Raw genomic sequence first — 19454 nt, forward strand, 5'->3', positions numbered from 1 at the left:
TGGGCCATGTTCACCCTGGCGCAGGCGCGGGCCAAGTTTCAGGAAATCTGGGGCTATCCCGACTTCCGACCGCCCCAGGGAGAAATCATCCAGTGCCTGCTGGAGGGCCGCGATAGTCTCATCGTCCTGCCGACGGGATTTGGCAAGTCCATCTGTTTCCAGTTGCCGGCGCTGTTGCAGGAGGGGGTGACGCTGGTGATCAGTCCCCTGATTGCCCTGATGGAGGACCAGGTGCAGGGGCTGGTGGCGAAAAACTTGCCGGCGGCTACACTCCACAGCCAGCAATTGCCGGTGCAACGGCGGGCTACCCTGCGGGCTTTGCAAAACAACCAGTTGCGTTTGCTGTATCTGGCGCCGGAAACCCTGCTGAGTCCGCCGGTGTGGGAGGTGTTGACCTGGCCGGAGGTGCAGATTCGCGGGTTGATCCTGGATGAGGCCCATTGTTTGGTGCAGTGGGGGGATCATTTTCGCCCGGCCTACGAGCGGCTCGGTGCGGTGCGCCCGGCCCTGTTGCGCCATAAGCCTTCCGGTACGCGCCTTCCCCTGGCAGCTTTTACAGCCACCGCCGACCCCCCGGTGCAAGCTACTATCCAGCGGGTTTTGCGCCTAGAAAACCCCCTGATTGTCCGCCGTAGCCCCTACCGCCCCAACATCCACATCACCGTCTACACCGTCTTGACCCCCCACCAGCGCCGCCAAAAGGTGTTGCAGACAATTCGAGCCCACAGCGGACAAGCCGGTCTGGTGTATGTGGCCACCCGGCGGGATACGGAGGACTGGGCGGATTGGTTATGCCAACAGGGGATCACCACCCATGCCTACCATGCCGGTCTCTCGGCCACCCAACGGCGGGAATTAGAGCAGTTGTGGCTCAAAGGAGGGGTACCCTTTTTGGTGTCCACCAGCGCCCTGGGCATGGGGGTCAACAAGCCGGACATTCGCTGGGTGCTGCACCTCCAACCTCCCTTTAGCCCCTTGGACTACATCCAGGGCATTGGCCGGGGTGGGCGTGATGGGGAAGTGGCCCAAGCCATTACCCTGACGAGTCAACCGACGGGATGGTGGGGCTTCTTGCCGCTGGGGTGGCTGTGGAACTGGCTGAATCCCACTGAACGCAACGCCCAAAAACACTACCTCTCGCGGTTACAAAAGCAGTACGATGAAGCACTGCAAATAGCCCGCAACTTACCCGCCCAAGGCCGACTGGAGCACCGTCCTGACCAAACCCAACTGGCGGCAGCCCTAGCCCTGCTCCATCGCCTGGGGCTTTTACGGTGGGAGGACCCCTACACCTATCGTTTAGACAAACAACGCCTGACCCAATTGCGCGTCCGGCCCCGGGATGAGGGTCTCCAGGCCATCAACGCCTACCTACGCACACAGGAGTGCCGTTGGCTGTTTTTGGTACGGGCGCTGGGGCTGGAGCAAGAGGGGGACCCCCTGCCCTGCGGTCATTGCGACAACTGTCGGCGGGCCAGGCGCTGAACCCCCAGAGCCTCCAGCAATTCCGCCAGTGTGCGACAGCGCGACGGCAGCCCCAACTGCGCCGGATTCAACACCTGCTCGTAACAGAAATAGCGATAGCGGGCGCAAAACCGATCCCAAGGCAACAGGTGCACCCCCAACCAGGGGGCTAGTTTTAGCGCCAGTTCCACCCGTGCCGGCGTGAGATTGAGCCGCCAAGGGGGTACAGGAATGCCGAAATAATCACACAGCTCCTGTATGGCCTGGTTGAACCAAACCACCTCATTCCCCAGGACAAATTGGCGAAAGCCGTTTGGGGGGTGGTCCAGCAAATAACACACCACCTGGGCAATATCCTGGGCGTGAATGAAGTGGAAACAAGCCTCCACTTGGAACCAGCGCAACCACCGCAACCAGCGGGGCAACTGCTCCAGGGCCGTGGCCGTGTGACTGTAGGGCTTACCCGGTTCACCCCCAAAAATCAGGGTGGGAAACAGCACCGTCAGTCGGGGATAAATGGGCAAATCCGCCAGGACCTCGTAACAGGCGTACTTCGAGCGAATGTACTCGGTGCCCAGGGTTTTGGCTTCCGGCAGCAAACGCAACTGCCGATCCAAAAGACTGGCGGTGGAGAAATAAATCACCTGCTGACACCGCTGCGGGTCCAACGCTCCCAGGATGCGTAAATTGCCCGTGACATTGACCGCAAACGTACCCTCGCCTCCCCACTGGGTGGCCAACAGAATCGCCGCATCCATCGTGGGCAACAGGTGTTCGTAGGGACCCATCTCCGGCAGGCTGCCCACCAGCACATGCACCCTGGGATGGCGCCGGACCGCAACAGACAATTTCTCCGGTTGACGCAGCAAAAAAAACAGCTCGTCCTCTGTTTGTTCAATCAACGCCTCTGCCAGGTAATGGCCAACGCAACCGCTGCCACCGGTAATAAAAATGCGCCTAGGCATCAAACCATTGGGTTTGCTTGACCGTTTCAAAAAAGACGCGCACGTGGTCCTCCGGCGTGTTGGCCAGCACCCCATGCCCCAAATTCATAATATGGCCCACCGGTCCCGCCTGGTGAATCACCTCCCGAATCCGCTCCCGAATCAACGCCGGCGGTCCGAACAACACCCCCGGGTCTAGATTCCCCTGGACGCACACATCCCCCAACCGCCGCCGCGCCGCTCCCATCTCCACCGTCCAATCCAAACTGATCACATCCACCCCACTTTGGGCCATCAGTTCCAAGATTGCCCCGCTGCCACAGATATATAAAATCAGGGGCGTTTCTGGATGGACGCTTTTGACCTTCTGCACCAGTTTTTGTTGGTAGGGCAGCACAAAAGTGCGATAGTCCACCGGCGACAACTGCCCCGCCCAGGAGTCAAAAATTTGCACTACCTCCGCCCCCTGCTCAATCTGATAGATGACGTAGGTAGCGATTTGCTCAGCCAAAAAGCTCAACAACCGGTGCAGCAGTTGGGGTTCGTGGTAGGCCAGGGATTTAATCACCGTGTAGTCCTTAGAGCTGCGTCCTTCCACGATGTAAGCCGCCAGGGTCCAGGGCGCCCCTACAAAGCCCAGCAGGGTGGCCCGGTCGCCGATTTCTGCCCGCAACGTGCGCAGAATTTCCCCGATAAAAGGCAGGGAAACCGCCGGTTCCAAAGGGCGCAGTTGGGCAACTTGTTCCGCCGTGCGAATGGGGGGGTCAATAATCGGGCCGCGACTTTCCACAATGTCAAAATCAATGCCCATCCCCGGCAGGGGCGTGAGAATGTCGGAAAACAGAATCACCCCATCAGGAGCAAAGGCGCGAAAGGGCTGCAGGGAAATTTCCACCGCCAACTCTGGCGTTTCCGAGCGCTGGCGAAAACTGGGGTAGCGGTCGCGCAACTCCCGATAGGCCCGCATGTACCGTCCGGCCTGGCGCATCATCCACACTGGGGGTCGAGGTAGAGGCACTTGGCGGACGCTTTTGAGCAAATAGGTGTCGCGGCTGGTCATGGGCGGCGCAAAACCCGACTTTTTTGACTATACCACCGGCGGTACAATTAGGGGCGAAGGGACTGCCGGGCCAACCCATGCCTGCTACGGTTCTCCATACGGAAGGCCTCACCAAAACCTACCGCACCGGCTTTTGGTTGCACCAAAAAGTGACCTCCCTCCAGAACGTGAGCCTGACGGTGTATGGGGGGGAAACCTTTGGGCTGTTGGGGCCCAACGGAGCCGGAAAAACCACGTTTCTGAAATTGGTGCTAGGGATTATTCGCCCAACGGCAGGCCACGGCACCGTGTTGGGACGTCCTTTGGGGGACCGGCTGGTCAAGGCCCGCATCGGTTATCTACCGGAAAACCCCTACCTGTACGACGCCCTGACGGGTTGGGAGTGCCTGGAACTCATGGCCACCCTGCACCAGGTCCCCCGGTCGGTGCAAAAACGGCGGTTACCCCAGTTGCTGGAGTGGGTGGGGCTATCATTGGCGGCGGCCCGCAAAAAGACCTTGCGCCGTTACTCCAAGGGGATGTTGCAGCGGATTGCCCTAGCCCAGGCGCTGGTCAACGACCCGGATTTGGTGCTGCTGGATGAACCCATGTCGGGCCTGGACCCTCTAGGACGTTACCAGGTGCGGGAAATCATCCTGCAACTCAAAAACCAGGGCAAAACCATCTTTTTCAACACCCATATCCTGTCGGACGTGGAGCAACTGTGCGACCGGATTGCCATCTTGGCCAGGGGGGAATTGCTGGCGGTGGGCACCCTGACGGAACTGTTGGGTACCGGGCAGACCTACCACGTCCAGGGGCGAGGCAGCACTCCCGAAGACCTGGCCCCTTGGCTTGACTCCCTGGAATATCAAGGGGGTTATTGGCACGGCCAATTACAGCGCCCGTTACCCGAGTTTGTCCAACACCTGGCAGCCACTGGCGGCGAGATTCTCTACCTCAACCGGACGCGCCAATCCCTCGAGGAATTTTTCGTACAGCAACTGCGGCAGCGGGGCTACACCCAAAGCGTCTAACGCCCAGGCGATGGCGGAATGATCCGGCTGGTGACCTGGGCCTTGGCCAGCTCCCGCACCAAGCGGTAGGCCTGGTGGCGATAAATCGGTTCCGGCAACAGACAAGGCAGGCGCTCCATCACCTCCCGACAGCGTTTCAGGTCAAAGCCCGTCACCTGGGCAATCACGTTGCCCCCATAAAAGAGCGCCTCTTGGCTGAGGGCCTTTTCCACCCGCACCTGATACCGAGGCGGCAGGCGTTCCCCCCGCTCTACTCGTTGCAACGCCCGACTGGTAGCCAGCACCACCAACCGGTCCCCCGGATGCAAGCGCCAATCATCCGACGGCATGGTACGCGCTTCCCGCTCCTGTTGCGAGTAGTAATACACCGGCACCAGCCCATAACCATAGGCCACCTGGGCCAGGATTAACCCATTGAGGGTGTCCCCCTGCTCAATCCCATACTCCACTACCAAAATCGTGCGCCCCTCCAGGCGAAACAACCCCAGGATATTTTCCCCAAATGCAGCGGCGGCAAAGGCTTCAGCGGCCAACTCGTTGGCGCACAGCACCTGAGCAAAGGGAAACAACCGCCGTACATTGTCGCTAAACAGGGGGTCGTAGGTGCGAATTACCAAGTGGCTGTGGATATTCGTCTCCCGCGCCCGCAGGGCAATTTCCAGGTTTTCCAGCTCATCGTCGGTAACTGTGACAATGCTTTTAGCGGTGGTCAGGTTGGCCTTGGGCAGCAGGGAGAGCAACGGACCACTCAGCACCGGCAGTTGCGGCAGGACTTCGTTGCCCACCTCCTGGGAGGTCAACACCGCCAGGGGCTGACGAAACTCCTGCAATAAGCGGGCCACCCGCTGTCCTACTCGCCCCGAACCCACAATCACCACATGCCCCTGGGCCGGCACCGGCGGACGGCGCTGCAGAAACTGAAACTGGGTCGCCAACAACTTCTCCGTCAGCAGGGCGTAAATCACCCCCGTAAAGGCAATGCCCGTCAGCGTCAGCCCCAAACTCAGCAGGCGCAACCAGCTGGGCAACGGCGCTGCAAACGGCTCCAGCCCGCCAAAAACATCCCCAAACCCCCCCAGCAGCAGGATCATGGTGGTGAAGAAGGTGTCGGGGAAGCGCAGTTCCGGGTAGTACAGCTCATAAAGCAAGGTTCCCGTCACCAGCAACACCAGCATCAACCCCGCCACCACCAGGGCCACCCGGTAAGTGCCCCCCTTTTCCCACCAGCTCTGGAGCCGTTCTTGCCAGTAACGCCAGCGCAACCACACCGGCCATTGCCAGCGGGTCTGGGGGCGCGTGGTAGGCACCCGTACCGGACTTAGACTAGTGGCTGACTGCAACTCCACCGTGATTAACCTATCGCCGGGGTACACCAGGGTTTCCGGGTCCCAGCGAAACAGGTAGAGTTCATCAGTGGAGGGGGGGCGCGTCGCCGAGTGATAGCCCAACACCTTGCGCTGGCGGCTGTAAAGCTCATACAGGGTACGCCGGTTGGCCCAGGGGTCCTGGGGAGATACCACCCGCCGATGCACCTGAAACAACTGCTCCCCAACGCGAAAAAACCCGATGATATCCTCCCCCAAAGCTGCCAGGGCAAAAGCCGTCGCCGCCATCTGAGTCGGTTCGTAGGCTACGAAATTGTGCAAGGCATGCCCTAGCAATTCCGTGAGATTTTCCTTAGCCGAGCGCACCACCAAACGCACCTGGGGATTGAGCAAACGGGCCGCAAAGGCAATTTGCAAATTCACCCGCTCATCGTTAGTAACTGCTAAGACCGCTCGTGCCTGGGCCACCCCCGCCCGTTCCAGCACCTCCCGATTGCGGGCATCGTCTTCAATAAACCCATCCAACAGCGTGTCCAGTTGTTGGACCTCCCAGTGGGGGGGACGTTGCACATCTAGGCCAATTACCCGAATCCCAAACGCCTTGAGATTGACCACACAAAACTGCCCCAAACTGCCCAGCCCACAGACGATACAGGTATCGGGCGTAACGGTTTTCTCCCTGTCTGGGTCAAAGACGATCCCCGAAACTGTCATAACCGGCTGGTGGCTGCTTCTGCCCCTAGTTTAGCCCCAAGACACAAACCATGGATGGGCCTTTAGTAGGCGCCCACCTCCAAAGCACCCGAAGCCCGAAACACCACCTGAAATTCGGCCACCGCTACACCCGGCTGCTGGAGTGTTGCCAAAGGCAATCGCTTCTCCTCCCCCGTCGGCGGGTCCAACGGAGCAAAGGCTACAATTTTCCCCTCCCGATTGACTTGCACCCGAAAGCGCAGGTCCTGAGTAACCGGCTGCGTCCAAGCCTTGTCCAACTGGTCATACAGCAGAACCAATAACCGGCTATATTCCGCCGGGTCGAGGACCGTCGCCGGGCTGGCCAGGGGCGTCGGACCAGGCGTCGGCGGCGAAGGCGTGACCACCGGAGAAGGGCGGGGTGATGCCTGGGTCTCAGGGGCCGGGGTTTCCCGCCATTCCCGGGGCGGTTCTACCTTGGGTGCGGGGAGGAAGGCCAAAGCCATCGCTGCAGCGCCCAACGTCGCCAACCCCACCCCCGCCGGAACCGCCTGTTGGGCCAATTTCACCGTGCGGGGCACCTGGGGCGTCAGATCCAGCCGCCAATCCGGCAGCGTTTGCGGGTCGCTCATGCCCTGGTCACAGGCCTCCGTCAGGTCAAACAGTTGAATCGTGGTCAACTCCAACTGCACCGGTTCCCGGACGTCCTGGAGCAATTCCGGATGCACCCGCAGGCGGTGGCGGTCAGGGGCCACCGGTTCTAAAGCCACCGGACCCGTTGGTTGCACCGGCCGGGGTTGGCGGTAACTGAGCAAATGCTGCACATACTCGCTGACCGTCCAGGATAGATGCTCCAGAAACTCCCGCCCGCCGCGCATGGGATGGTCCAGCCCCGGCAAGTAACAATCCACCTGTACCAGCACCGCCAGGGGACCCCCCACCTGGGTACTAAAACCCTCCAGAATCAAAGTGCAATGGGGCAAGCGATACTCCCGCACCAAGGTACTCACAGCACCTCCCCCACAAACAAACTGGCCCACAGCCGCTGCGCCCCGCAGGTGCCCGTACAAAACAGCAGTTGCACCAGCAAATCCATCGCCAGCAGATTCAGCCGCTCATCCTCCCGATAGACCTGGAGCCGCTCCCGCCGCAGGTTCATCCGCTTGCGGAAATGGTTGCGAAACCGCCGGCAGTAGTCATCCAGACGCGGGTGATGCGCCAACGACAGCCGGTGCTGCTGCAACTGTTCCGCCGCCAAGAGCAACTGCCGGATCAAAATCGTTAGTCGTTTGGCCATATACACCAACACCAGCACCAATGCCCGCGCTTGCGACAGTGTCAGCAGACGGCGGTTATAAATCCGGCGCAGGGGATTGGCCCCCCGCAATTGCCACAGGGTCACCCGGTTCGGAATGATCCGCGTCAGTTCCAGCTCCTTGACCACCATCACCATCCATTCAGCGGCATTGTAATCCAGCGCCTCGACCGCCAATAGCAGGAGGTCCAACTTCCCGGCCACCGCCGGCGGGCAATGCTCCAGTGGTGGTTGGGGGTCTGGCAACTGTTGCAGCGCCAACAACCCATCCGGCTCGGTGGTAAGGGATTCCGTCATCATGGGCAAACCCTAGTTAGGCACCAATTTACCAGTTTAGGGGAAAGGTCAGGGCGGCCACCTGCTTGACCGATAATAGGTTAACTAAACCGATGCCGGAGCGTGCCTATGTCCATGGCTGCCGTTGTCATGACCACGCCGGGAGAACCGGAAGTTTTAGCCTATCAATCAGTTCCCCGCCCGGACATTCAATTTCCCAACCAGGTCCTGGTACAAATCAAAGCCGCCAGCGTCAACCCCATTGACACTAAACTGCGCCGCCGGGGGATGTTGCTGCAACCGGGGCAACCGGCCATCTTGGGCTGTGATGGCAGCGGAGTGGTGATTGCCTGTGGCCCCCAGGTGACACGCGTGCGTCCAGGCCAAGCCGTGTATTACTGCTACGGGGGACTCGGTGGCCTAACGGGCAGTTACGCCGAGTACATCGTCCTGCCGGAGACCGCCCTTGCGCCCAAACCCCAGCGCTTGGATTTTGTGGAAGCGGCTGCTTTACCCCTAGTGGGCATTACCGCCTGGGAAGCCCTGTACGACCGGGGCCAGTTGCAATCCGGGGAAACCCTGTTGGTCCATGCCGGTGCGGGGGGCGTCGGTCACATCGCCCTTCAACTGGCCAAACACCGGGGAGCGCAGGTGCTCACCACCGTCAGTTCCCTAGAAAAAGGCCAATTCGTCCAGACCTTGGGAGCCGACGGCGTGGTCTATTACCGGGAGACGGATTTTGCCCAGGCCGTGCTGTATCAAACCCAGGGCAAAGGCGTGGACCTGGCCCTGGACACCGTCGGCGGCGAGACCTTCCACCAAACCCCCAAAGCGGTGCGCTACTACGGTCGCCTGGTCACCCTCCTGCAACCCCCGGCCCAGGGACCCGGCTGGGACATTGCCCGCCGCCGCAACTTGACCATCGGCTACACCCTGATGCTTACCCCCCAGACCGACCAGCTTTTGGAGGAGCAAAAACGCCAAACCCACATTCTGGAGCAGTTGGCAGCGCTGGTGGACCGGGGTGAACTCACCGTCAAGGTGGCCCGTACCTATCCGTTGCGGGAAGCCACCGCCGCCCATCGCCAACTGGAGCAGGGAGGATTTCTCGGCAAGTTAGTGCTGACGGTCAGCTAATCCACCCACCGTTCAAACTGCACCCGCACCTGGCCGCTAGGTTCCAACACCACCTGCAATTGGGCCGTCCGGGGCAGAAAACCCATAAACGTCTCACCCACCAAGGGCATGGGGGTCTGGTCCAGAAACAGGCCCGCTTCCGGGGACAGGGGAACGATACGGCTCAGGACACCAGTAGGCGTAATGACTAGGCGATAGGACAAAGGCTGCTGCAGAGTATCCGGGGGTTGCCAACGCTGTTGGAAATACCGTTGCACGCCCTGGAGTTCTGGGGGAGGTGTCGTTGGGGTAACCGACTGGGGGCGGGTTAGCAGGGGTGATACCGGCGCTGGTGACGGTGGCAGTGGTTCGGGCGTAACTACCGGCGGCGGTAACACGGTGTCCAACGCAACCGTGGGCGGGGGTGGGGGCGAAGGTAGGGCTTGGAGTGCTGAGGGTGGCAGAGACTTCCGGGGCGTCGGGGTGGGTGTCACCACTTGCACCTCCACCGGCCGGGGTATCAACGCTAACGCCAGGGCCAAAACCAAACCCGTCCCCAGAGTGACCCAGCCGGCCAGTTGTTGCCACCAGGGAAAGCGGGGCGTTTGCGCCGCCTCCAATACCCAGGCCAAGTCGTAGAGTTCCTGGAGCGTCAGGTCCAAAGCCGGCGCCAACCCCGTCAGCGACAAGTGGTAGCCCACCGGCACCATCTCACCCCCCGCTTCAGTTGCAGACACGGGCGGCGATGGAGCTGTCAGGTAGGCCAAAACCCAAAGTCGCAGCGCCGTTAATTGCTCCCATCGCCCCTGGATTTCCAGCCCATTGGCCAACTTGAGCACAAAACGTCCCCAGCCCCAGCGCAACTCACAGGTCGGTCGCCGCAGAATTCGCCCCATGCATCCCTGTCGCTCGCCACAGGCCCATTCTAATGTCTAACGCATGCAACCTAGGCCCCCAGCCCTATCCGCTATTCATCGTCTTCAAATTCTTTTCGCCCCTTCCCAGGGTTTCTCTAATGCTTTCACTCGATAACTAGTTCACTTGCCCCTGCTTGTTCAACAGTGTACCGCTCAATGAACTGCCTAATAGTACCGATTAGCTTCTGTACCAAGCCTGGATTCTCCTCCAAGTTTTGCCAACCGTAAAAATTTCCATTAACCCATATACCCCCCCCTCTTCTTCTCGTATCCCGGGCAAACCCCTGGAAACAGCTTTCCTGACCAATCCTTTAAGTTCAGTAAGGAGTGAATCTCCCTCGGGAACCGGCCTTTCTTTCTGCATGGGTGGTTTATTTTGATGACCATCGCCTTCAATACATAACCAAAATTTTGATAAATTAGTCTTAACCTAATAGGGACTGGGTTATCTTAGCTTGTTTGGCCCACAGACTATGCCCATGACGGTGGTGGACCTGGTCCTGATCGGCGCGACACTGTTTTTGGTGTGGGTGATTTTGCGCTGGCTGGTCCAGGTCACCTTCAGCACAGTCAAAACCCTGCTGGTCGTCGGTGCGGTGCTGCTAGCCCTGCAGTTTGGTTTGGGGATTGGGCCGCGGCTGTTGCTGGTTCGGGTCTGGGAACTGGCCCAGCGTTGGCTGAATCCGCCTTAAGGGGGTTGTGAGTCCACGGCTGTGTGCTATGCTGAGAAGGGTGTGGGTGGAGTCGTTATGAGTTCATTGCCTGTGCAGGTGGTAGTGCCGCCCAGCCGCCTGGATACGACGACCAAAGACCATCTGACCCAGCAGGTCAAGCAGCTTGCGAGCCAGCAGGCCCTTTTAGTGTTGTTGGATATGAGCAAAGTGGAGTTTGTGGACAGTTCGGGGTTGGGGGCGATGGTGGCGGCGCTGAAAAGTTTGCGGTCGGTGGGGGGGGAATTGGCACTGTGCCAACCGTCAGAGCAGGTAAAAACCCTGTTGGAAATTACCGGCCTGGAGCGGATTATTAAAATTTATCCAGACCGGCAGACGTTTGAACGGGAATATGGCCGCTGAAGCGCCGACGGTTCACCGCTGCGAGCAGGATTTGTCCGAGCACCTGTTGCAGCATTATCTCAATCAGCCGGTGGTGGGGGTGGATACGGAAACCATGGGCTTGATTCCTGCCCGCGACCGGTTGTGCCTGGTGCAATTGGCGGATGCCCAGGGCCAAGCCACCCTGGTGACGATTCAGTCCGGTCAGCGCCAAGCCCCCCGGTTGCAACAATTGCTGGAAGCGCCCCAGGTGCTCAAGATTTTTCACTATGCCCGCTTTGACCTGGCGGCGTTGCGCTATCACCTGGGCATTCATGTAGCCCCCATCTTTTGCACCAAAATTGCCAGCAAATTGGCCCGCACCTATTCCCCGAAACACGGCCTCAAGGATGTGGTGCAGGAGCTGCTGGGGATCGAGCTGGATAAACAGGCTCAGTCTTCCGATTGGGGGCGCCCCGGCTCCCTCAGTGAGACCCAGGTGGCCTACGCGGCTAACGATGTGCTCTACTTGCCCCAAATCGCAGAAATGCTTACGGCCATGCTGAAACGGGAGGGTCGCTGGGAGTTGGCCCAGTCCTGTTTTGCCTGCGTGCCGACCCTGGTAAGTCTGGATTTGCTCTTTTACCAGGGCGTTTTTGAGCACTAGAAGGGCCGGCGTTGTCGCAGCATGGCCTCCTGGATGCGTTTGCTTAAGTTAGGGTCTTGTTGGGCCTGGAGGGTGATGGCGTTGAATTCCTGGACGGTTAGGCCCCGTTGCTCCACCAGACGCTGGGATTTTTCAAAGAACCGGTCGCACACGTTCTGCACCGCCGGGGGTAGGTTGCGTTCACCGCAGAGATTGCCGCTGGTGCTGACCCGCCCCAATAACCGACGGGCTTCCTCCAGATGGGCTTGGCGGATAGGTTCCAACTCCAGCACAATCTGGGCATAGCGCTGAATCCGGTCATCGCTCCAGGTGCCTTGGGCCATCACCGGCCGCGCTAGGCTCACCAGCAGCAGTGCAAGGGTCAAGTAACGGCGCATAGGCGGTACCCGTTGTTTACGTCCCACAGTGACGCTCTACTGGTTAATGATGTACCGCAGGGGAGAAGGTTCCAGCAGTTGCACAGAAATGGAATTGTGCAGTAGGCTTTTGAGTAACTGTTACTTAGCCTATCCTATGCCCAGGGTTGCTGACGAGTACGCTGTGCATCTGCTCCTGGAGGGCGGGCACCGGGAGGAAATCCGCTTTGGCACCATCCAGGAGTTCCAGAAGTGGTATCAGGGGGAGTTTCTGGCCCAGGGCAATTCCCATGAACTGATCAATGTGCCGGTGCGGGGACTCCAGGGGGAGTTTCTGGTGATTCGACCATCGCGGGTGGTGGCGATTCGCGTGGAACCGGTCTTTCTGTCCAGCATTGAACGCTAGGTCCTTGCCCGGGGTGGGTGGATAAACCGCCGGTGATGAGCGATTCCTTGACCCTCACCCTGCAAATTGTTTTGGCGGTGGTGGCCGGTATCGGGGCACAGGTTCTGGCGGATGGGCTACGGGTGCCGAGCCTGATTTTTTTGCTGCTGTTTGGCATTGGACTGGGGAGCGATGGCCTGGGCTGGCTTCAACCCCAACTGCTGGGAGTCGGCCTGGAGGTGCTGATTTCCCTGTGCGTGGCCTTGATTCTGTTTGAGGGGGGCTTGAGCCTATCCCTGCGGGAATTGGGCCGGGTGTCGAGTACGATCCAAAACCTGGTGACGGTGGGGGCGTTGATTACCTTTTTGGGGGGAGGCATGGCGGCCCACTGGCTGGGGGAGTTTCCCTGGCCCCTGGCGTTGTTGTACGGGTCGCTGGTGACGGTGACAGGACCGACGGTGATTGGCCCCCTGCTGCGCCAGGTTAAGGTTGACCGCAAACTTAACGCCCTACTGGAGGGGGAAGGGGTGCTAATCGACCCGATAGGGGCCATCCTGGCGGTGGTGGTGCTCAATGTGGTGCTGGCGGAAAACACGGGTTGGTGGGAGGTGGGTTGGGCCTTGGCCACTCGGCTGGGATTGGGGATGGTCATCGGTGCGGTCGGCGGCTGGCTGTTGAGTGGCTTGTTTCGCCAGGCAGTGGTGCCCAGCCAAGACCTGAAGAATCTGGCGGTACTGGCGGGGGTCTGGGGACTCTACGGCCTGGCCCAGTGGTTGGCAAGCGAATCCGGGTTGATGGCGGCAGCAGTTGCGGGTATCGTCCTGCAATTGACCACGCCGGAACAACGGCTGCTCCGTCAGTTCAAGGGACAGTTGACCACCCTGGCGGTGTCCCTATTGTTTATCCTGCTGGCGGCAGACCTGTCCCTGGCCAGTTTGGGCATGTTGGGCTGGGGCGGCCTGTGGACGGTGCTGGCGTTGATGTTCCTGGTGCGGCCCCTGAATATCTTGGTTTCGACCTGGAATAGCGACCTGACCTGGCGGCAAAAGGCGTTTTTGGCCTGGATCGCCCCCCGCGGGATTGTATCGGCGTCGGTGGCCTCTTTGTTTGCCATCGTGCTGACGGATCGGGGGTTCAACGGCGGCGATTCCGTCAAGGGGCTAGTGTTTTTGACCATCATCCTGACGGTGCTGGTGCCAGGGTTGACGGCCCAGGGGATGGCCCGGCTGCTGGGGGTGCGCTCAGCGGAGGTCAACGGGGTGGTGATTGTGGGCAGTAATCCCTTGGGGCGCCTGCTGGCCCGCCTGTTTCAAGAACACGGGGAGCCGGCGGTGCTGATTGACACCAACCGGGAAGATTGCCAGGCGGCGGCGCGGGAAAATCTGCGGGCCATCAACGGTAGCGCCCTTGACCCGGAGGTGCTCATGGAGGCCGGCATCACGGACATGGGAACCTTTGTGGCCCTGACGAAAAACGCCGAATTAAATATCATCCTTGCCCAGCGGGTGGCCGAGGAGTTCTACCTGCCCCGGGTGCTGGCCCTATTCCCCGTCAGTCAAGGAGCCAACACCCACCAGGTGCGCTGCGCCTTCCATCCCCAACCCACCCTGCGCCAGTGGAACGAAGCCCTAGAACGGGGGGAAGTCCGCCTCATGGAAACCCGCCTGGAAAAAGCTCTGCCCCGCTGGACTCACCCCGAACATCTTCCTCTGGTGCGCCAACGACATCAATTTCTGGAGGTGGTCAGCACGGATATGGACTACCAACCCGGCGACCGGCTGATTTACCTAGCGCCGGCACCCCCGCCAGAGGCGGAACCCGAACCCCTCGGTGCCAGCGACCTGGTACAAGCCCTGCTGAGCTTGGGTTGACACCCCGATAACCCATTAGCGGAACTAATCCCTCCTATCTCAAAGATTCATCGGTAACCAATTGCCAAAAGCGACAGGGGCAAACTATGCTGAAAATTGAAACAAGCTAAGTTCGCAACTCCCGTCCCTGCGCGGGTTTGAGCGATTAGCCTTGTTAATCATTGACAAACATTTTTTGTCAATTGTAACCCGATTTTTACGTTACGCAACAAAGGAGTTGGATTCATGCCGATTGCCGTAGGGATGATTGAGACGAAGGGGTTTCCGGCGGTGGTGGAGGCAGCCGACGCCATGGTCAAGGCCGCCCGGGTAACCCTGGTGGGCTACGAAAAAATCGGCAGTGGCCGGGTGACGGTCATTGTGCGGGGCGATGTGTCGGAGGTGCAGGCGTCGGTGGCGGCCGGGATTGAGTCGGCTAAGCGGGTGGCCGGTGGGGAAGTGCTTTCCCATCACATCATTGCCCGGCCCCACGAAAACCTGGAGTACGTCCTGCCGATTCGTTACACACCGGAAGTTGAACAGTTTCGCGTCTAGAGGGAGGTTGACCTATGCCCATTGCGGTGGGGATGATTGAAACCCTGGGGTTTCCGGCGGTGGTGGAGGCAGCCGACGCCATGGTCAAGGCCGCCCGGGTGACCCTGGTGGGCTACGAAAAAATCGGCAGCGGCCGAGTGACGGTGACCGTCCGGGGGGATGTGTCGGAGGTGCAGGCATCCGTGGCGGCCGGGATTGAGTCGGTCAAGCGGGTGGCTGGGGGGCAGTTGCTGTCTCACCACATCATTGCCCGGCCCCATGAAAACCTGGAATATGTCCTGCCGATTCGCTATACCGAGCAGGTGCAGCAATTCCGGGAAGACGCCACCAACGTCCGTCCCTACCTGCGTCCCTAATGCGTATTGCACGGGTGGCCGGCACGGTGGTCAGCACCCAAAAAGAAGCCACGCTCCAGGGGGTGAAATTCCTCCTGGTGCAACTGGTGGACATCCACGGCCAGATGACTCCCGAGTACCAGGTGGCGGCGGACCGGGTGGGGGCGGGGGTGGACGAATGGGTGCTGGTCTGCGAGGGTAGTTCGGCTCGGAAGATTGACCGGGGCGACGACTTGCCGGTGGATGCGGCGGTCATCGGTATCATTGATACGGTGACGGTTGAAGGACAATTGCTGTACAGCAAACGGGCGCAGGCTCGTGGTTAACTGCATTTAAGTTAAAGGTTGCAAGGAGGCGGATCATTATGGTGGCAGTACGCAGTGAGGCGGCCCCACCTACCCCCTGGTCGAAAACGCTAGCGGAACCGCAGATTGACCCGACGGCCTACGTGCATTCCTTTTCCAACATCATTGGGGATGTACGGATTGGACCGGAGGTACTGATTGCGCCGGGGACCTCGATTCGGGCGGACGAGGGCACGCCGTTTTACATCGGGGCCGGTACGAATGTGCAAGATGGGGTGATCATTCACGGGTTGGAGCAGGGCCGGGTCACTGGTGAGGATGGGCAGTCCTACTCGGTCTGGATCGGCAAGGACACCTCCATTACCCACGGGGTGCTGGTGCATGGGCCGGCCTACGTGGGCAATAACTGTTTTATTGGGTTTCGCTCCACCATCTTCAATGCCCGGGTCAACGACGGCTGCATCGTCATGATGCACTGTCTGATCCAGGATGTGGAAATTCCTCCGGGGCGGTACGTGCCGTCGGGTTCGATTATTACCACGCAGCAGCAGGCGGACCGGTTACCGCCGGTGCGTCCCGAGGATGTGACCTTTGCCCAGCATGTGGTAGGCATCAACGACGCCCTGCGGGCCGGGTATCGCTGCGCCGCCGATATTGAATGCATTATGCCCCTGCGGCAACAAAAGCAAGCCCAATCGGGGGGGAATGGCTACGTCGGCAGCACACGGCTGGAACCCCAGGTGGTGGAGCAGGTGCGCCAGTGGCTGGAGCAGGGCTACCGGATTGGTACGGAGCACGCCGATGAACGGCATTTCCGCAGCCGGTCCTGGCGCAGTTGCAGCCCAATTGCCTCGACCCATTTGCCGGAGGTGGTGCGGGCGCTGGAGGCCTGTTTGCAGGAGCACCAGGGGGAATATGTGCGCTTGTTAGGGATTGACCCCAGGGGCAAGCGCCGGGTGGGGGAACGGATCATCCAGCGACCGGGTGACCAACGCAGCGCCCCAGCCGGTTCTGCAAGCTACTCGGCACCGCCGCCGACCGGTGGGACACCCCAGGTCACCAATACGTCCCTGGCGCCGGAGATTGTTCAACAGGTCCGACAGTGGCTGGCCCAGGGCTATCGGATCGGGGCGGAAGTGGCGGATGCGCGGCGGTTCAAGACCAGTTCCTGGTTGAGCGTGGCCTTGCCCCAGTCCCGGAACGAGTACGAAGTCATCGCTGCTTTGGAGAATCTGCTGAGTGAGTCGGTGGACCATTACGTGCGTCTGCTGGCTATTGATCCCCAATCCAAACGGCGGGTGAGCGAGCAGATTATTCAACGGCCACCGGGGAGTCCTACCCCAACGACCCACCGGTCAACCCCAGCCCCGACACCGACTAGTGGGGTTGGTCAACTGGTGCGCCAGTGGTTGATGCAGGGCTACCGGATCGGGGCGGAAGTAGCGGATGTGCGGCGGTTCAAGACCGGTTCCTGGTTGAGCGTTTCCCTGCCGACGAGCAGCCGTGAGACGGAAGTGACTCAGGCGGTAGAAAACCTGTTGCGGGAGTCGGTCGGGCAGTATGTGCGCCTGCTGGCGATTGACCCCAAATCCAAGCGGCGGGTGAGCGAACAAATCATCCAGCGTCCCGAGGGCGTGAATGTCCCCACGACGGCTCCGGCAGGGGCGACGCCAACGGCAACGACGACCGGTTCTCCGGTTGCGGGTCTCGATAGCGCCATCGTTGCTCAGGTGCGGCAGTTATTGGCCCAGGGCTATCGGATTGGGGCGGAAGTAGCCGATCCCCGGCGGTACAAAACCAGCTCCTGGTTGAGTGTGGCGCTACCGGCCAGCCAGCAAGAAGGGGAAGTCCTGATGGCGCTTGCCGCCCTTTTGCGGGAACATACCGGCGACTATGTCCGCTTGTTGGGGATTGACCCCAAGGGCAAACGCCGTGTCTTTGAGCAGATCATCCAAAAACCCTAACGTGTTAACCATCCCACCCCCCGTTCATCCGACCGGTCACCTACAGGGAGAGGTCTACCTCGACCCCCAGGCGGTGGTGGCACCTGGTGTTTGTCTCATCGCCAATCCGGGGAGCCACATCTGGGTCGGGGCGGGGGTGTGTTTGGGGATGGGGACGATCCTGCACGCCCACGGTGACGGTATTGTGTTGGAAAACGGCGTGATTGTCGGGGCGGGGGTCCTCCTGATCGGATCGGTGCGGGTGGGCGCCCAAGCCTGCATCGGCTCTGCCAGTACCTTGTACAACACCTGCATTGGGCCGGGGCAAGTGATTGCGCCGGGGTCCTTACTAGGGGACACGGGCCGTCCAGTTGCCCAAGAAACCACGCCGCCCCCCACACCTAGTGATAATGGCGACCAGCGCCAAGGGGACCTAGCCCCAGAAACGGGACCGACTTCCTCTCAATCCAACCGCCCACCCGTTGTGGGATTGGAGTATTTCAATCAGTTGCGGATTACGTTGCGCACCCGGGGCGTTCTCTAGTTACGATTAATTGCACACTTTGGCAGGATATAACAATTTTTGGAAAAAAACCGGGGTGCTGGCCATCACTCAGTTAAGTTTTAGATACTGGGTATGGAGGTACAGGCTGTGGATCGGATCAACCGTTATCGTTTTGTATGCACGTTGACCTTTGGGGACATCTACGGGCAAGTCATTGCGTGGCTGGTGATTATTTTCTTGAGTCTGGCGGTGTCCCTGGCGGCCTTTTCTACGCGCCCTATCTTTGCCTTGGCGGCGGTGGGGTTGATTCTGGTACTGTCTTTGCCCTTTTTGTTGTTTGCGTTTGTGACCACCTTGTTTAGCCATGTGGAGATTTATGCCGTTGAATCGGCCCTACAGACTTCTCAGCGCTCTGCACCAGCAACAACCGCCACGGTCACTACCTCGGAATTGACGCCGTAGCCATGGGTGGGCGCAAGGTGGCCATTGTGGGGGCAGGTCAGGTGGGGATGGCTTGCGCCTTGGTTCTGGCTGTGCGCCGGCGGGCGGATGAACTGGTGCTAATAGACATAGACCACTTGCGGGTTGAGGGGGAAGCCTGGGATTTGCAGCATGGGTTACCCTTTGTAGAGCCGTTGCAAATCAGCTATGGTGACATGGCAGCGGCGGTAGGTGCCCAGGTGGTGGTGGTGACGGCAGGAGCCAGGCGGGGACCAGATGAAAGTCGTCTGGTGCTGCTGCGCAAAAATGCCGCCATCGTCCATCACATTGTGCAGGAATTAACGCCCCTGTGCCGGGAAGCGGTCTGGGTGATGGTGACCAATCCCGTGGATGTCATGGCTTACCTAGCCTGGCGCTGGTCGGGGTTGCCACCGGAACGGGTGATGGGAACGGGAACGCTGTTGGATATGGCCCGCTGGCAAACGCTGCTGGCTCAAAAACTGGGGGTTGCTCCCCAGAGTATCCAGGCACCGGTGCTAGGGGAACATGGGGAGCATGCGGTGCCGTTGTGGAGTCGGGTCACGGTTGGCGGATGGCCGGTGGACTTGGAACCCAGTAAGCGGGAATCCCTCTGGCGGCAGGTATTGCAGGCAGGACAGGAGGTCATCCGGCGCAAAGGAAATACCAGCTATGGCATTGCTTTGGCGGTGGACCATCTCGTCGCAGCGATATTGGGGGACCAGGCGCGGGTCCTGCCGGTCAGTTGCTGGGCGCAGGGGTATTACGGACTAGGGGATGTCTATCTCAGCCTGTTGGCCGTCATTAGTCGCCAGGGGGTGAGTCGCGTGTTGCCGGTGCCTTTGCAGCCAGAGGAGTATGAAGGGTTGCAGCGAGCAGCCCAAGTGCTGATGCATGCACGCCAGGAGCTGGAGTCATTGACCGAGTCGTGTTAGGA

The 19454-nt window shown here is 60.1% G+C and carries 22 protein-coding genes; 15 read left to right on the forward strand and 7 right to left on the reverse strand.

The window, feature by feature from the left end; genetic code table 11:
- The first annotated feature begins 6 nt into the window (after positions 1-6).
- Complete coding sequence (locus tag Q6L55_04370) at positions 7-1485, forward strand: RecQ family ATP-dependent DNA helicase (GenBank protein ID MEN9257953.1); 1479 nt, start codon at positions 7-9, stop codon at positions 1483-1485.
- On the opposite strand, the gene Q6L55_04375 is transcribed toward Q6L55_04370, so the two are convergent.
- The gene (locus tag Q6L55_04375; protein MEN9257954.1) at positions 1452-2429 is read right to left on the reverse strand and encodes an NAD(P)-dependent oxidoreductase; all 978 of its coding nucleotides are present in this window, start codon (positions 2427-2429) and stop codon (positions 1452-1454) included. The genes Q6L55_04370 and Q6L55_04375 overlap by 34 nt on opposite strands.
- A complete protein-coding gene (gene hemE / locus Q6L55_04380; protein MEN9257955.1) occupies positions 2422-3468 on the reverse strand; it encodes a uroporphyrinogen decarboxylase in 1047 nt (348 codons plus the stop codon). Before hemE ends, Q6L55_04375 begins: the two co-directional genes overlap by 8 nt.
- Positions 3469-3545: 77 nt before the next feature.
- Here hemE and Q6L55_04385 point away from each other — a divergent pair, with 77 nt between their 5' ends.
- On the forward strand, positions 3546-4484 hold the full coding sequence (locus Q6L55_04385; protein MEN9257956.1) for an ABC transporter ATP-binding protein: 939 nt from the start codon (positions 3546-3548) through the stop codon (positions 4482-4484).
- Here Q6L55_04385 and Q6L55_04390 read toward each other — a convergent pair.
- The 3 genes from Q6L55_04390 to Q6L55_04400 all read right to left on the reverse strand — a co-directional run bounded on the left by Q6L55_04390 (position 4481) and on the right by Q6L55_04400 (position 8117).
- Positions 4481-6523 carry an NAD-binding protein gene (locus tag Q6L55_04390; protein ID MEN9257957.1) on the reverse strand — a complete coding sequence of 681 codons (2043 nt, stop codon included), beginning with the start codon at positions 6521-6523 and terminating at the stop codon, positions 4481-4483. The genes Q6L55_04385 and Q6L55_04390 overlap by 4 nt on opposite strands.
- A 62-nt stretch (positions 6524-6585) precedes the next feature.
- Positions 6586-7512, reverse strand: coding sequence for a DUF4335 domain-containing protein (locus Q6L55_04395; GenBank protein ID MEN9257958.1), 927 nt, complete (start codon positions 7510-7512; stop codon positions 6586-6588).
- On the reverse strand, positions 7509-8117 hold the full coding sequence (locus Q6L55_04400; GenBank protein MEN9257959.1) for a DUF3038 domain-containing protein: 609 nt from the start codon (positions 8115-8117) through the stop codon (positions 7509-7511). The genes Q6L55_04395 and Q6L55_04400 overlap by 4 nt, the downstream gene beginning before the upstream one ends.
- Before the next feature lie 111 nt (positions 8118-8228).
- On the opposite strand from Q6L55_04400, the gene Q6L55_04405 reads away from it, so the two are divergent.
- Positions 8229-9230, forward strand: coding sequence for a zinc-dependent alcohol dehydrogenase family protein (locus tag Q6L55_04405; protein ID MEN9257960.1), 1002 nt, complete (start codon positions 8229-8231; stop codon positions 9228-9230).
- On the opposite strand, the gene Q6L55_04410 is transcribed toward Q6L55_04405, so the two are convergent.
- A complete protein-coding gene (locus tag Q6L55_04410; protein ID MEN9257961.1) occupies positions 9227-10105 on the reverse strand; it encodes a hypothetical protein in 879 nt (292 codons plus the stop codon). The genes Q6L55_04405 and Q6L55_04410 overlap by 4 nt on opposite strands.
- Before the next feature lie 494 nt (positions 10106-10599).
- Here Q6L55_04410 and Q6L55_04415 point away from each other — a divergent pair, with 494 nt between their 5' ends.
- The 3 genes from Q6L55_04415 to Q6L55_04425 are packed head-to-tail and all read left to right on the forward strand — an operon-like array spanning position 10600 to position 11824.
- Entirely contained in the window at positions 10600-10818 is a 219-nt protein-coding gene (locus Q6L55_04415) for a hypothetical protein (protein MEN9257962.1), read from the forward strand.
- A 57-nt stretch (positions 10819-10875) separates the two neighbouring features.
- Positions 10876-11199, forward strand: coding sequence for an STAS domain-containing protein (locus Q6L55_04420; protein ID MEN9257963.1), 324 nt, complete (start codon positions 10876-10878; stop codon positions 11197-11199).
- A complete protein-coding gene (locus Q6L55_04425; protein MEN9257964.1) occupies positions 11189-11824 on the forward strand; it encodes a ribonuclease H-like domain-containing protein in 636 nt (211 codons plus the stop codon). Before Q6L55_04420 ends, Q6L55_04425 begins: the two co-directional genes overlap by 11 nt.
- Here Q6L55_04425 and Q6L55_04430 read toward each other — a convergent pair.
- Positions 11821-12228: a DUF4168 domain-containing protein gene (locus tag Q6L55_04430; protein MEN9257965.1), complete on the reverse strand. Its 408-nt coding sequence runs from the start codon at positions 12226-12228 to the stop codon at positions 11821-11823. The genes Q6L55_04425 and Q6L55_04430 overlap by 4 nt on opposite strands.
- 109 nt (positions 12229-12337) lie before the next feature.
- Here Q6L55_04430 and Q6L55_04435 point away from each other — a divergent pair, with 109 nt between their 5' ends.
- The 9 genes from Q6L55_04435 (at position 12338) to Q6L55_04475 (ending at position 19452) form a co-directional block, all read left to right on the forward strand.
- Positions 12338-12586, forward strand: coding sequence for a hypothetical protein (locus Q6L55_04435; protein ID MEN9257966.1), 249 nt, complete (start codon positions 12338-12340; stop codon positions 12584-12586).
- A gap of 17 nt (positions 12587-12603) precedes the next feature.
- On the forward strand, positions 12604-14436 hold the full coding sequence (locus Q6L55_04440; protein ID MEN9257967.1) for a cation:proton antiporter: 1833 nt from the start codon (positions 12604-12606) through the stop codon (positions 14434-14436).
- Between the two features lie 225 nt (positions 14437-14661).
- A complete protein-coding gene (locus Q6L55_04445; protein MEN9257968.1) occupies positions 14662-14970 on the forward strand; it encodes a carbon dioxide-concentrating mechanism protein CcmK in 309 nt (102 codons plus the stop codon).
- A 14-nt stretch (positions 14971-14984) separates the two neighbouring features.
- Positions 14985-15326: a carbon dioxide-concentrating mechanism protein CcmK gene (locus tag Q6L55_04450; protein MEN9257969.1), complete on the forward strand. Its 342-nt coding sequence runs from the start codon at positions 14985-14987 to the stop codon at positions 15324-15326.
- On the forward strand, positions 15326-15631 hold the full coding sequence (locus Q6L55_04455; protein ID MEN9257970.1) for a EutN/CcmL family microcompartment protein: 306 nt from the start codon (positions 15326-15328) through the stop codon (positions 15629-15631). Before Q6L55_04450 ends, Q6L55_04455 begins: the two co-directional genes overlap by 1 nt.
- A 38-nt stretch (positions 15632-15669) precedes the next feature.
- Positions 15670-17574 (forward strand): ribulose bisphosphate carboxylase small subunit, encoded by a 1905-nt coding sequence (locus Q6L55_04460; protein MEN9257971.1) that lies wholly within the window; start codon positions 15670-15672, stop codon positions 17572-17574.
- A gap of 1 nt (position 17575) precedes the next feature.
- Complete coding sequence (locus tag Q6L55_04465; GenBank protein ID MEN9257972.1) at positions 17576-18097, forward strand: hypothetical protein; 522 nt, start codon at positions 17576-17578, stop codon at positions 18095-18097.
- 93 nt (positions 18098-18190) lie between these two features.
- Positions 18191-18520 (forward strand): hypothetical protein, encoded by a 330-nt coding sequence (locus Q6L55_04470; GenBank protein MEN9257973.1) that lies wholly within the window; start codon positions 18191-18193, stop codon positions 18518-18520.
- 2 nt (positions 18521-18522) lie between these two features.
- A complete protein-coding gene (locus tag Q6L55_04475) occupies positions 18523-19452 on the forward strand; it encodes a hypothetical protein (GenBank protein ID MEN9257974.1) in 930 nt (309 codons plus the stop codon).
- Positions 19453-19454: the final 2 nt, after the last annotated feature.

Origin of the sequence: Gloeomargarita sp. SRBZ-1_bins_9, from assembly GCA_039794565.1 — a bacterium.
Taxonomy (GTDB): domain Bacteria; phylum Cyanobacteriota; class Cyanobacteriia; order Gloeomargaritales; family Gloeomargaritaceae; genus Gloeomargarita.

Excerpts from the sequence above, each read along its gene's own strand:
- Q6L55_04455 (MEN9257970.1), top strand. The coding sequence starts at position 15,326 with ATGCGTATTGCACGGGTGGCCGGCACGGTGGTCAGCACCCAAAAAGAA.
- Q6L55_04390 (MEN9257957.1), bottom strand. The coding sequence starts at position 6,523 with ATGACAGTTTCGGGGATCGTCTTTGACCCAGACAGGGAGAAAACCGTT.
- Q6L55_04375 (MEN9257954.1), bottom strand. The coding sequence starts at position 2,429 with ATGCCTAGGCGCATTTTTATTACCGGTGGCAGCGGTTGCGTTGGCCAT.
- hemE (MEN9257955.1), bottom strand. The coding sequence starts at position 3,468 with ATGACCAGCCGCGACACCTATTTGCTCAAAAGCGTCCGCCAAGTGCCT.
- Q6L55_04420 (MEN9257963.1), top strand. The coding sequence starts at position 10,876 with ATGAGTTCATTGCCTGTGCAGGTGGTAGTGCCGCCCAGCCGCCTGGAT.
- Q6L55_04385 (MEN9257956.1), top strand. The coding sequence starts at position 3,546 with ATGCCTGCTACGGTTCTCCATACGGAAGGCCTCACCAAAACCTACCGC.
- Q6L55_04370 (MEN9257953.1), top strand. The coding sequence starts at position 7 with ATGTTCACCCTGGCGCAGGCGCGGGCCAAGTTTCAGGAAATCTGGGGC.
- Q6L55_04470 (MEN9257973.1), top strand. The coding sequence starts at position 18,191 with ATGGAGGTACAGGCTGTGGATCGGATCAACCGTTATCGTTTTGTATGC.
- Q6L55_04460 (MEN9257971.1), top strand. The coding sequence starts at position 15,670 with ATGGTGGCAGTACGCAGTGAGGCGGCCCCACCTACCCCCTGGTCGAAA.
- Q6L55_04410 (MEN9257961.1), bottom strand. The coding sequence starts at position 10,105 with ATGGGGCGAATTCTGCGGCGACCGACCTGTGAGTTGCGCTGGGGCTGG.
- Q6L55_04400 (MEN9257959.1), bottom strand. The coding sequence starts at position 8,117 with ATGATGACGGAATCCCTTACCACCGAGCCGGATGGGTTGTTGGCGCTG.
- Q6L55_04450 (MEN9257969.1), top strand. The coding sequence starts at position 14,985 with ATGCCCATTGCGGTGGGGATGATTGAAACCCTGGGGTTTCCGGCGGTG.
- Q6L55_04425 (MEN9257964.1), top strand. The coding sequence starts at position 11,189 with ATGGCCGCTGAAGCGCCGACGGTTCACCGCTGCGAGCAGGATTTGTCC.
- Q6L55_04415 (MEN9257962.1), top strand. The coding sequence starts at position 10,600 with ATGCCCATGACGGTGGTGGACCTGGTCCTGATCGGCGCGACACTGTTT.
- Q6L55_04445 (MEN9257968.1), top strand. The coding sequence starts at position 14,662 with ATGCCGATTGCCGTAGGGATGATTGAGACGAAGGGGTTTCCGGCGGTG.
- Q6L55_04435 (MEN9257966.1), top strand. The coding sequence starts at position 12,338 with ATGCCCAGGGTTGCTGACGAGTACGCTGTGCATCTGCTCCTGGAGGGC.
- Q6L55_04475 (MEN9257974.1), top strand. The coding sequence starts at position 18,523 with ATGGGTGGGCGCAAGGTGGCCATTGTGGGGGCAGGTCAGGTGGGGATG.
- Q6L55_04405 (MEN9257960.1), top strand. The coding sequence starts at position 8,229 with ATGGCTGCCGTTGTCATGACCACGCCGGGAGAACCGGAAGTTTTAGCC.